We start from the raw sequence: 12,310 nt of genomic DNA, 5'->3' as shown, positions 1-12,310 counted from the left end.
AGCCTCCTAAAAGGGGGGTCCAGATCGCCGTGCCCTTCCCGCCATTCCGTGCGATAAAGGACTATGGCGACACCGATTCGCAATGCTTTCGACCCAGGCTTTGGCGTTTATGTCCATTGGCCGTTTTGCCTGTCGAAATGCCCCTATTGCGACTTCAACAGCCACGTGAGGCGCGGCGACGTCGACGAGGACCGCTTCGTCGAGGCCTTCAGCGCGGAGCTGGCGCATCGCGCCGCTCTGACGCCCGGGCGCGAAGTCCGCTCGATCTTCTTTGGCGGCGGCACGCCGTCATTGATGGCGCCTTCGACCGCTCAAGCCATTCTCTCCCAGATCTCGAGCCACTGGCCCCTCGCCAAGGACTGCGAAATCACGCTCGAAGCCAATCCGACAAGCGTCGAGGCCTCGCGTTTCAAGGGCTTCAAAGCCGCAGGCGTCAACCGCGTCTCGCTCGGCGTGCAGGCCTTGAACGACATTGATCTTCGCGCGCTCGGCCGACAGCATTCGGTCGCGGAAGCCCTGATGGCGCTCGACGTCGCTAATTCGGTCTTCGAGCGCACGTCCTTCGATCTGATCTACGGCCGTTCCGGCCAGACGGCCGCCGCCTGGCGAAAAGAGCTGGAGCTGGCGCTCACCCGTTCGCCCGAGCATGTCTCGCTCTATCAGCTGACGATCGAGCCGGACACGATGTTCGAGCGCATGGTCAACACCGGCAAGATGGCGCTGCCCGACGCCGACACGCAGCGCGCGCTCTGGGACGTCACGCAGGAAGTCACCGCCCGCGCCGGCCTGCCGGCTTACGAAGTCTCCAATCATGCGCGGCCCGGCGCCGAGTGCCGGCACAATCTGGTTTATTGGCGTTATGGCGAATATGTCGGCGTCGGTCCCGGCGCGCATGGGCGGGTGGTCACGCCGCGCGGGCGGCGCGCCCAATCCACCGAGCGGCATCCCGAGATGTGGCTGACCTGCGTCGAGACCGAAGGCCACGGCATCATCGAGGACGAATTGCTCTCGTCCGAGCAGGAGGGCGATGAGTTCCTGCTGATGGGGCTGCGGCTGCGCGAAGGCGTCGATCCGCAGCGCTATTTCCTGCTGACCGGCAAACGCCTGTCGCAATCGCGCATCAGCGAACTTATCGGCGACGGGCTGGTCGAATTCACCCGCGACAACAGGCTACGCGTCAGCTCGGAAGGCTTCCCGGTGCTTGATGCGGTGGTCGCCGATCTCGCGGCGTAGCGGCGCTCCGCCGCTCTTGGCGCAATGGTCGCGACAGTGACCTACATCGTAAGGCTCTCCGCTCCCTCTGACGCAGACGCGGTGAGCGCCCTTCTGGCGGCGAGCTACTCAACTCTGTTGGCGTCGCGTTACGAAAAGCAGCTGCTCGATCGAGCCTTGCCTTTCATGACTAAGGCAAATCCGACACTCCTCGCATCTGGCGCCTTTTACGTCGCGCAGAGCGGCCACGGCGAACTCATCGGGTGCGGTGGCTGGTCGCTCGAGCGTCCAGGAACTGCGAAGATCGTCCGAGGGGAAGCGCATATCCGACATTTCGCCACCCATCCTGGCTGGACCCGCAGGGGCGTCGCGCGTGCCATTATGAATCGGTGCTGCATGGACGCCAAGGCTCGGGGCGTAAGCGAACTTCATTGTTGCTCAACGTTCGCCGCCGAAAATTTTTACAAGGCGTTAGGCTTCAAAACTGTAGCGGGGGCGAATATCCCTCTCGACTCGCAGGTGTCATTCCCGGCTTTTCTGATGCAGCACGCATTGCCGTGAGGCAGATGTCAGCCACACGGACGCGTCGGCCTCTGCACATACGCCGAACCTGAGAATGCAACCGGCGCCGCTCCATGGAGTCGGCGCCGGCTTCGCAATTATGCGGCCGATGGGCCGGGCGAACTTAACGTCGATAGAGCTGCTCTAGCGCATCCGCGCCGAGGAGTTCGCGAAGACGGCCAAGGATCAGCAGCACGACGCCGAAAGTCGCCAGCGACATCCAGCCGAAAAAGACGAAGCCCCAGTGCAGCGGACCTGCAAAGCCTTCGTCCATCGCCCAGAACGTGTGACCCCATTCATTGAATCCCACATTCGGGATCGTCATGAAGACGCCAACGACAAGAACCACGAAGGCGAGAGAATATCCCTTCGCGAAAGTCGGCAGACGCGTCTTCGCATAGAAGAACGCGCCGAGCCCGATGATCGCAAAGAGCGGATATGCAATATAAAAGGTGATGATATTGCTCGGCGTGAAATCCGTGTCGCGCACGGCGGTCATGTGCCAGACAGCCGTCTGCTCCGAAAAGAAGCTTAAGCCCCAAAACAGGGCGAGCGAGAAAACGAGCAGCCACTGGACGAGATAAACGAGCCGTCGCGTTTCCGCTGAGGCTCCCAAATTCGCCAGATCGCGATCGCGCGTGCGCCACAGAAAGCCGACAAGGGCGATCGCGGCAAAGCTCGACGCCATAATCGCGAACTGCAACAGACCCATCCAGTAGAGCTGAAACTCGGGCGAGAAGGAATCGAGACCGAAGCTCCAGGCGAAGAGTTGTTCGTAGAGGCGCAGGCAGGCCACGAAGAACATCAAGACCGCAACGCCGATAAGAACGGGTCTGGTGTCGACAATTCGTTCGGCGCTTCGGGCGGCGGCATGGGCCTCTGCTTTTGTCATGCTCATAAGTCATCTCCAAAATACTGGTTATGTGGGGCATGAACGCCCCTTCGAATGGTTTGATGCGCGCGCGGCCCCGCGTCTGCTCTCGCAGCGGTGGCAGCAGGATCCGTTTGAAAGATTTTTCGCGAACGCGCTCTCGCCGCATCACCATCGTAATGATGGCGGCTGCGTTGAATCTCAGCGCGAGAAAAACTTCAGCCCTGTCGGGGAGGAGCTCGTGGCGATTGTGGCGCGCGCTTTGGCTCGATGCGCGGCGCGTGACTGGACGTCTCCAGCGGAGACGCATGAGCCTCAGCTGGAAAAATCAGAGCGATCGAAACAACTGGCTTGGAAGGAGGCGCGTCCAACGCGCCATTGTGAAGAACGCAACAGAATCCATGGCGATGGCGTTCATTCGGGAAAAGCGGCAGCTCGCCGTTCACCGCATCCTGCGGCGCGCAGACTGTTCCGAAAGCGACGCCTTCTCCCAGCGCAACGGCGCCTGCGTCCGCAGTCGTGGTCTGCACGAGCATAAGGAAGGCGACGAGCGCCGCAAAAATGCGCGCGCGCTGACTTGTCCGCTGGAAGACTGGATCCACCGCCGCCTCTCGGGTTCCAAGCACCGAACTTAGGTTTCAATCTTGCGTGCGGTCAAGCGAGGTGACGAAAAACCGCTGTGCGACGAAGCGACGCGTCGATTTTTGATGCAAGGCAAAGCGAATACGCGACGCCGCTTCACGCTTGGTTCCAATCGCTCTTCACTCGCTTTGATCGTAATCAGGAGCAATGTGTCGGGCGATAAGAGACATGAAAAGAGTCTTCATCGTCTCCAGCTTTGCCGTAGCTGTGCTCGACCGCGCAACCTTCGATCAGCCTTCCGGGTTGAACACGATGTTCCGCCGAGCAGACTCGCCGAGTCGCAGGCGCGACCATAGTTGTATCGGGTGACGCGTTATGCGGCGCACGAGTGGAAAGGCCATGCCGGAGGCGAAATCAGGCGCTGAGCGGGCGTCGATGCGCCCCGTGGAAGACCCCCAGGAGATCGTTCTTGAGGTCGTCCGCGGTCTCGTCATCGAGTTGCATCCGGATATGGTCGAGTCGCGTCTCGTGCAGCTCGACAGCGACCTTGATCGCGATTTGGCGCTGGATAGCCTGACCCGCGCCGAGCTGTTGCTGCGGCTCAACCGCAAATTCAAGGTGCAGCTCTCCGAACGGCTCCTCGGAGAGGTCAGCCGTCCCCGCGATCTCCTCAACGCCGTTCTCGCGGCCGGCGCCGCGGTCGCCCCTACGGCGCCTCGTCCAGCTCCCCGTCTTTCGCTCGAGTCTGTGGACGAACCGCTCGAGGCCAAAACGCTGGTCGAGGCGCTGGCTCAACACGCAAAGCGGCATGGCGCGCGCGAAAATGTCCTTCTTTGGCGCGCTGAAGGGCCTCCGGAGCCCCTGACGTATCACGACCTCTATCACGCCGCCCGGGCCGCAGCTGGCGGCCTCATCGAACGAGGCGTTGGCTCTGGCGATCGCATCGCGATCATGCTGCCGACGAGCCGTGATTTCTTCGTCGCCTTTTTCGCGGTTTTGTTCTGCGGCGCTGTTCCCGTTCCGATTTACCCGCCATTTCGTCTATCGCAGATCGAGGATCATCTGCGCCGCCAAGCCGGCATATTGTCGAACGCCGAGGCCTGTGCGCTGATCACGAACGACGAGATCAGAATTGTCGGACGCTTGCTCTACGGGCTGGTCGGCGCGCTTCAGCACATCGTGACGATTCCTGAGCTGAGCTCTGCGGCGCCTTTGCCCACGCCTTTGCCGGCGCCGCCCGACGCGACAGCGCTCATTCAATACACCTCGGGCAGCACAGGCGACCCTAAGGGCGTCGTGCTGACGCACGCCAATCTTCTCGCCAACATTCGCGCCATGGGCGCCGTGTTGAAGGCCTCGTCGGCGGATAGGGTCGTCAGTTGGCTGCCGCTCTATCACGACATGGGGCTGATCGGTTGCTGGCTGGGCAGTCTCTACTATGGAGCGCCTGCGCTGATCATGTCGCCACTGTCTTTTCTCGTTGATCCGGCCCGCTGGCTGTGGGCGATCGACGCTCATAAAGCGACGATCTCGGCGGCGCCGAATTTTGCTTACGAACTCTGCCTGAAGGCCATCGACGATACGAAGATCGCCAATCTCGATCTTTCTTCGCTGCGCGCGATCATGAACGGCGCTGAACCGGTGAGCCCGACGTCAATTGCGCGCTTTGTCCAACGGTTTTCGGCTTATGGCTTTCAGCATCAGATGATGACTCCCGTCTACGGCCTTGCGGAAAATGCGGTGGGGCTCGCCTTTCCGCCGCTCGGCAGAGGACCGCTCATCGATCGCGTCGATCGGAAAGCGCTCGATCGGGACAGCGTGGCGCGCGTGGCGGACGCCCGCGACGAGGATGTCATTTCCTTGGTGGCCTGCGGGCGTCCTCTCCCGCATCACGAGATCCGCATTGTCGATGACTTAAGTCGCGAATTGCCTGAACGCCAGGAGGGACGCATCCAGTTTCGCGGACCATCTGCAACGCGAGGATATTTCCAAAATCCGGAAAAGACTCGCGCGCTGTTCGACGGCGATTGGCTCGAGACGGGCGACCGCGGCTATGTCGCCGGCGGCGACGTTTTCGTCACCGGCCGCATCAAGGATTTGATCAAGCGCGCAGGGCGCAACATCTATCCGCAGGAGCTCGAAGAGGCTGTCGGGGCGCTTGAAGGGACGAGAAAAGGCTGCGTCGCGGTGTTTCCAGCGCTCGACGCGCGCGCCGGTACGGAACGACTCATCGTGTTGGCCGAAACGCGCCTGACCGAAAACGCGAGGCGGGAATCGCTGCGTAAAATGATCGTCGAGGCGTCCCAAGCCTTGCTTGATCTCGCGCCGGATGAAGTCGTTCTCGTTCCACCGCACACCATCCCGAAAACGTCGAGCGGCAAGATACGACGCTCGGCTGCGCGCGCCATGTTCGAATCCGGCCGGCTGCGCGTGAAAAGCGAGAGCCCGCAATTGCAGCTTGTCCGCCTCGCCCTATCGGGCGCGGGGCCCTGGCTGCGCAAAGCCTTGGCCAACCTCGCGATCTCGGCATACAACGGCTACGCGTGGAGCGTGCTGGCGTTCATTGGCGTTTGCGTGTGGCCATGCGTGCTGGCGACGCCAAAGCGGTCATGGCGTCACCGCCTTGTCAGCGCGGCGGCTCGATCGTTTTTTCGCATGATCGGATGCCCCCTCTCGGTCACGCGCGACGCGCCGCTCCCGCAAGACAATGCGATCATCGTCGCCAATCATTCCAGCTATCTAGACAGCGCCGTGCTGGTCGCCGTCTGTGCTGGAGAGCTCTCCTTCATTGCGAAGGAAGAGCTTGCGCATCAGCGCGTCGCCGGTCCCTTCTTGCGGCGACTCGGCGCGATTTTCGTTCGCCGCTCTGATCCGGCAGGCGGCGTCGCCGACGCCAAGGAAGCCTTGAAGTCGGCGCGCGCCGGCGTGCGTCTGGTCTGGTTTCCGGAGGGCACCTTTTCGCGGATGCCGGGACTGCTGGGGTTTCATATCGGCGCGTTTTCCAGCGCCGCGCAGTTGGGGCTTCCAATTGTCCCTATCACCATACGCGGCACGCGCTCGATTTTGCGCAGCGATTCATGGCTGTTCAGGCGAGGCCCGATCGCCGTGCATATCGGCGCGCCGATCGCGCCCGAGGGCGACGATTTCCAGGCGGCGATCGCGTTGCGCGACGCCGCCCGCCAAAGAATATTGGAGCGCTGCGGCGAACCTGACCTCGGTCACGAACGCGTGGCGTTGACGGGATGAGTCGACTCGCGACAACTCGCGACGACGCGGCCGTCACCCCACCTGCCCGCGATGGCGCAGGAAATGATCGGCGAGCACGCAGGCCATCATCGCTTCGCCCACCGGAACGGCGCGAATGCCGACGCAGGGATCGTGACGGCCCTTGGTGACGATCTCGGTCTCTTTGCCGAAGCGATCGATCGTGCGGCGCGGCGTCAGGATCGACGACGTCGGCTTCACTGCAAAGCGCACGACGATGGGCTGGCCAGTCGAAATGCCGCCGAGCACGCCGCCAGCGTTGTTGGACAAAAACTCCGGTCCGTTTGGTCCGGCGCGCATCTCATCGGCGTTGTCTTCGCCGGTCAGCTCGGCCGCGGCGAAGCCGGCGCCGATCTCGACGCCCTTCACCGCATTGATCGACATCATCGCCGCGGCGAGATCGCCGTCGAGCTTGCCGTAAATCGGCGCGCCCCAGCCGACCGGAACGCCCTCGGCGACAATCTCGATCACCGCGCCGATGGAGGAGCCGTCCTTGCGCACATTATCAAGATAGTCCGCCCATAATTCCGCCGCGCGCGCGTCGGGACAAAACAGCGGATTGCGCTCGACCTCCGCCCAATCGAAATTCGCGCGATCAATTTTATGCGGGCCAATCTGCACCAGCGCGCCGCGAATCGTCACGCCGGCGATGACCTTGCGCGCGACAGCCCCGGCGGCGACTCGCGCCGCGGTTTCCCGCGCCGAGGAGCGCCCGCCGCCGCGATAATCCCGGACGCCATATTTTGCGTCGTAGACGTAATCGGCATGGCCGGGCCGGTATTTGTCGGCGATCTCTCCATAATCCTTGGAGCGCTGGTCGGTATTTTCGATCATGAGCGCGATCGGCGCGCCGGTCGTCACCTCTCGGCCGTCGCGGTCGGCAAAAACGCCCGAAAGAATCTTCACCTCATCGGCCTCCCGCCGCTGCGTGGTGAAGCGCGACTGTCCGGGCTTGCGCTTGTCCAGAAAGCCCTGGATCTCCTGCGCTTCGAGCGGAATTTTCGGCGGACATCCGTCAACGATCGCGCCGAGCGCCGGCCCATGGCTCTCGCCGAAGGTGGTGACGCGGAAAAGATGGCCGAAACTGTTGTGGGACATGCGATCTTCTAGGCTTGGCGCCGGCGACGGTCAAACGGCGGTTTCAGGCGCCGGCGTCATGACGCGGCGCGCGCGCGCCGCTAAGATAGGCGCATGACCCTCACGCATAAGCCCGTCGGCCCCGGGAGCCATATCTTCCTCGTTGACGGCTCCTCCTTCGTCTTTCGCGCCTATTTCCAGTCGATCCGACAGGATGCGAAATATAATTATCGCTCCGACCGGCTGCCGACCGGCGCCGTGCGGCTGTTCTGCACCAAGCTGTTGCAGTTCGTGCGCGAAGGCGCCGCCGGCGTGAAGCCCACGCATCTCGCCATCATCTTCGACAAGAGCGAGCACTCCTTTCGAAAAGACCTTTATCCCGACTACAAGGCGCACCGCACCGAGCCGCCGGACGATCTCATTCCGCAATTCCCGCTGATGCGCGCCGTCGTGCGCGCTTTCGGCCTCACCCCGATCGAACAGGACGTCTACGAGGCCGACGATCTCATCGCCACCTATGCGACGCAGGCGCAGGCCAAGGGCGCGGACGTGCTGATCGTCTCGGCCGACAAGGATCTGATGCAGCTCGTCGGTCCCGGCGTCAGAATGTACGACCCCGCCTCGGGGACGGCTGGAACGAAAGGCGCGCGCGAAGAACGCCTCATCGGCGAAGCCGAGGTCGTCGACTATTTCGGCGTTACGCCGGAGAAGGTCGTCGACGTGCAGGCGCTCGCAGGCGATTCGACCGACAATGTGCCGGGCGCCAAAGGCATCGGCGTCAAGACCGCTGCTCAGCTCATCAACGAATATGGCGATCTCGAAACGCTGCTCGCCCAGGCGTCGGGCATCAAGCAGCCCAAGCGCCGCGAGGCGCTGACCGAGCCGGATGCGGTCGCGCGCATCCTTCTTTCGAAGAAGCTCTGCGAACTGGTGCGCGACGCGCCGCTCCAAACCCCGCTCGAAGAGCTTGGCCTTCATCAGCCGGACGCGGCGAAGCTTATCGCTTTTCTCCAGGCGATGGAGTTCACGACGATCACCCGCCGCGTCGCCGAGATGTATGGGGTCCAGGCGCAGGATATCGAGCCCGATCCCCAATTTCTGGGCGCCGCCGGCTGGCGCGGGCGCAACGGCGAATTGTCCGATATCGCGCCGCCCGCTTCTGAAGCGCCGAACCGCGCCGAAAAGCCGACAAGCGACGCGCTCACGCCCGCGAGCCTCGTCGCCGCGCGTCTCGTCGAAGCGAAGGCGGTCAAGATCGACCGCTCCACTTATGAAACGGTCGTCTCGGCCGAGCGTCTGGATGATTGGATCACGGAAGCCGTTGGCGCAGGGCTCGTCGCGATCAATGTCGAAACGACCTTGCCGGACCCGATGCGTTGCGAACTCATCGGCGTCTCCCTGGCGACCGCGCCGGGACGCGCCTGCTATATCCCGCTACAGCATCGCTCGGGCGACTCGGCTGATCTTTTTTCCGGCGCCAATTTGGTCGAGGGACAGATCCCGCTCGACTCGGCTCTGGCGCGATTAAAGCCGTTGTTTGAGGACGCCTCGATCCTCAAGATCGCGCATAATATGAAGCATGATCTGCTGGTTCTTTCGCGCTACGGAATCGACGTCGCGCCGATCGACGACGCCATGCTCATGTCCTACGCGCTGGACTCCGGACGTCGCGATCATCGTCTAGAAGAGCTGGCGCGCAATTATTGCGGCCATGACGCTCTGACCTTCGCCTCCGTCGCCGGCGCGGGCCGCAATTTTCTCGGCTTTGCCCGGGCTGCGCTCACGGCGGCGACCGAATACGCCGCGGAACAGGCGGACATTGCCCTGCGCCTTTGGCGCGTGCTGAAGCCGCGGCTCTTGGCCGAGCGCATGACCACGGTCTACGAGACTTTGGAGCGGCCGATGGTCGCGACGCTCGCGCGCATGGAGCGAAGGGGCGTCATGGTCGAGCGCGCGACCTTGTCGCGACTCTCCGGCGAATTTGCGCAGGACATGGCGCGTCTCGAGGCCGAGATCTTCGAACTTGCCGGCGAGAGTTTCAACCTTGGCTCGCCCAAGCAGTTGGGCGACATCCTTTTCGGCAAGATGGGGTTGCCCGGCGCGAAGAAAACGGCGACCGGCGCCTGGTCGACTTCCGCAAGCGTTCTCGAAGACCTCGCCGTCGCCGGCAATGATTTTTCGCGCCGCATTCTCGATTGGCGACAGCTCTCCAAGCTCAAGAGCACCTACGCCGACGCCCTGCCCGGCTATATCAACGCCGAAACCGGTCGCGTGCACACGAGCTATGCGCTCGCCGCCACGACGACGGGACGGCTCTCTTCATCCGAGCCGAATCTGCAGAACATTCCCGTGCGCAATGAGGCGGGCCGCAAAATCCGCAAGGCCTTTGTCTCGACGCCCGGCCATGTGCTGATCTCGGCGGATTATTCGCAGATCGAGTTGCGGCTGCTCGCCCATATCGCCGACATTCCTCAGCTCAGACGCGCCTTCGCCGAAAACCTCGACATTCACGCGATGACTGCTAGCGAAATGTTCAACGTGCCCATCAAGGACATGCCGGCCGAAACGCGCCGCCGCGCCAAGGCGATCAACTTCGGCATCATCTACGGCATTTCCGCCTTCGGCCTCGCCAATCAGCTGAGCATTCCGCGCGAAGAGGCGAGCGCCTACATCAAGCGCTATTTCGAACGCTTTCCCGGCATTCGCGACTACATGGATTCAACGCGCAAGACGGTGCGCGAGAAAGGCGAAGTCTCGACGATTTTCGGCCGAATCTACCACTTTCCCGGCATCTCCTCGGCCAATGCGTCAGACCGCGCCTTCTATGAGCGCGCGGCGATCAATGCGCCGATCCAGGGCGCGGCCGCGGACATCATCAGACGCGCCATGATACGGATGGATGACGCGCTCGCACGCGCCGGTCTCTCGGCGCAGATGCTTCTGCAGGTGCATGACGAGCTTGTCTTCGAAGCGCCGAACGATGAAGCCGAGGCGACGATCGAACTCGCGCGCCGCGTCATGGAGCAGGCGCCTGCGCCCGCCATCCATCTCGCCGTGCCGCTGAAAGTCGATGCGCGCGCCGCCGCCAATTGGGACGAAGCCCACTGACGCTCTTAAATCGCCTGATCGTCGCTTCCCTGCGCCTCACCCGTCGCAAGTCCAAAATTTAGTCGCGACCAGAACCGTTCGTGGAAATAATAGAGCGCGAAGATCGCGATCATTTCAACGCCGGTGATTTCGGCGGCGAGTGCGGCGCTCTGGATGAAAGCGTAAACGATCAGGAACGTCGAAATGCTCGCCGGCAGGAGCCAGGAGAGCGCCTTCACCAGGCTGCGCGTCGGGGTCGGTCGAAACGACTCCCGCGCCAGCGGCAGTCCTTCCATGGAGGCGTAGCTGAGCTCCGTCAGCGGCGGCGCGACGCGGCCATTCGATGCGGCGACGGCTTTGACCATGCCGACCGCAACCGTTTCATTGGTGATGCGGTCGATGAGAATGAATCCGCCGGTCTCGCGGTTCTCGCCATAGGGATCGCAGGCGATCACGGTCTCGAGCGACAGGCGCGCGCCGCCGATCTCGTTGAAGGCGAGCGTCGACCCTTCGGGCAGCGGCTGCGGCAGGCCGGTTTCGATGTCGATGCGCGCATCGACCGCGGTCACGGCGGCCGGCGCAGTCTTCGTCCCGAGCTTTAAGAGATAGCTCTTGCCGACGACAAGAGGCTCACGCACCAGCCACAACAACTTCGCTTCGAGACGATCCCCGGTCTTCGCCGGCGAGACCGGCGAACACAAGAGATCGCCGCGCGAAATGTCTATCTCTTCGGTGAGCGTGAGGGTCGCCGATTGGCCGGAAACGGCGCTATCGATATCGCCGTCGAAGGTCACGATCCTCGCCACCCGCGTGTCGCGCCCCGAGGGCAGAACGCGCACGATGTCGCCCGGCTGAATATTGCCGCCGCTGATGAAGCCCGAGAAGCCGCGGAAGTCGAGATTGGGCCGATTCACCCATTGCACGGGCATGCGGAAGGGCGCGATCCGCGTGGCGTCCTCCACCGCGACGCCCTCAAGATAGGAGAGCAGCGGCGGCCCATCGTGCCAAGGCATATTGGCGCTATGGTGGACAAGATTATCGCCATCCTTGGCGACAAGCGGCGCGACGTAAATGGACGCGAAGCGAAGATGGTCGGCGAAGGCGTGAAAATCCGCTTCGATCTTGCGGAACACCTCTTCACTGTAGCCGACGAGATCCATCTTGTTGACGGCGACGACGACATGGCGCACGCCGAACATCGAGGTGATGACGCTATGACGTCGCGTTTGCGGCAGGATTCCCTTGCGCGCATCGACAAGCAGAATGGCGAGTTCCGCGGTTGAGGCGCCGACGGCCATGTTGCGGGTGTATTGCTCGTGGCCGGGCGTGTCGGCGACGATGAACTTGCGCCTGTCGGTCGCAAAATAGCGATAGGCGACGTCGATGGTGATGCCTTGTTCGCGCTCGGCCGCAAGCCCGTCGACGAGCAAGGCGAAATCCAGCTCTTCGCCCTGAGTGCCATGCTTTTTCGAATCGCTTTCCAGCGCCGCGATAATGTCGTCGGGCGCGAGATCGGCGTCGTACAGCAGACGACCGATCAGCGTCGATTTGCCGTCGTCGACCGAGCCGCAGGTGATGAACCGCAAGAGCGGCTTTTCGCCGACCAACCGCGCTGGCGCGCGCGACGGCGATGCGGCAGCGACGGCGCCGTGCATG

The 12,310-nt window shown here is 62.8% G+C and carries 8 protein-coding genes; 5 read left to right on the top strand and 3 right to left on the bottom strand.

The window, feature by feature from the left end; all coding sequences use genetic code 11:
• Positions 1-63 precede the first annotated feature (63 nt).
• Complete coding sequence (gene hemW, locus ACR65W_RS12435) at positions 64-1,233, top strand: radical SAM family heme chaperone HemW (RefSeq protein WP_196392922.1); 1,170 nt, start codon at positions 64-66, stop codon at positions 1,231-1,233.
• 24 nt (positions 1,234-1,257) lie between these two features.
• The gene (locus ACR65W_RS12430; protein ID WP_434500043.1) at positions 1,258-1,773 is read left to right on the top strand and encodes a GNAT family N-acetyltransferase; all 516 of its coding nucleotides are present in this window, start codon (positions 1,258-1,260) and stop codon (positions 1,771-1,773) included.
• A gap of 124 nt (positions 1,774-1,897) precedes the next feature.
• Here the strand turns inward: ACR65W_RS12430 and ACR65W_RS12425 are convergent, their stop codons facing one another.
• On the bottom strand, positions 1,898-2,671 hold the full coding sequence (locus ACR65W_RS12425; RefSeq protein WP_434500042.1) for a methane monooxygenase/ammonia monooxygenase subunit C: 774 nt from the start codon (positions 2,669-2,671) through the stop codon (positions 1,898-1,900).
• Positions 2,672-3,024: 353 nt separating this feature from the next.
• On the opposite strand from ACR65W_RS12425, the gene ACR65W_RS12420 reads away from it, so the two are divergent.
• Positions 3,025-3,279: a hypothetical protein gene (locus ACR65W_RS12420; RefSeq protein WP_434500041.1), complete on the top strand. Its 255-nt coding sequence runs from the start codon at positions 3,025-3,027 to the stop codon at positions 3,277-3,279.
• Between the two features lie 346 nt (positions 3,280-3,625).
• A complete protein-coding gene (locus tag ACR65W_RS12415; RefSeq protein WP_434500039.1) occupies positions 3,626-6,472 on the top strand; it encodes an AMP-binding protein in 2,847 nt (948 codons plus the stop codon).
• A 33-nt stretch (positions 6,473-6,505) separates the two neighbouring features.
• Here the strand turns inward: ACR65W_RS12415 and aroC are convergent, their stop codons facing one another.
• Positions 6,506-7,588 carry a chorismate synthase gene (gene aroC / locus ACR65W_RS12410; RefSeq protein ID WP_434500038.1) on the bottom strand — a complete coding sequence of 361 codons (1,083 nt, stop codon included), beginning with the start codon at positions 7,586-7,588 and terminating at the stop codon, positions 6,506-6,508.
• A 93-nt stretch (positions 7,589-7,681) separates the two neighbouring features.
• On the opposite strand from aroC, the gene polA reads away from it, so the two are divergent.
• The gene (gene polA, locus ACR65W_RS12405; protein WP_434500037.1) at positions 7,682-10,675 is read left to right on the top strand and encodes a DNA polymerase I; all 2,994 of its coding nucleotides are present in this window, start codon (positions 7,682-7,684) and stop codon (positions 10,673-10,675) included.
• Between the two features lie 5 nt (positions 10,676-10,680).
• Here the strand turns inward: polA and cysN are convergent, their stop codons facing one another.
• A complete protein-coding gene (gene cysN / locus ACR65W_RS12400; RefSeq protein ID WP_434500036.1) occupies positions 10,681-12,309 on the bottom strand; it encodes a sulfate adenylyltransferase subunit CysN in 1,629 nt (542 codons plus the stop codon).
• Position 12,310 lies beyond the last annotated feature (1 nt).

Source organism: Methylocystis sp., assembly GCF_051062815.1.
In the GTDB taxonomy this organism is placed as follows: domain Bacteria; phylum Pseudomonadota; class Alphaproteobacteria; order Rhizobiales; family Beijerinckiaceae; genus Methylocystis.
This window is presented reverse-complemented; position numbering and strand designations above follow the sequence as displayed.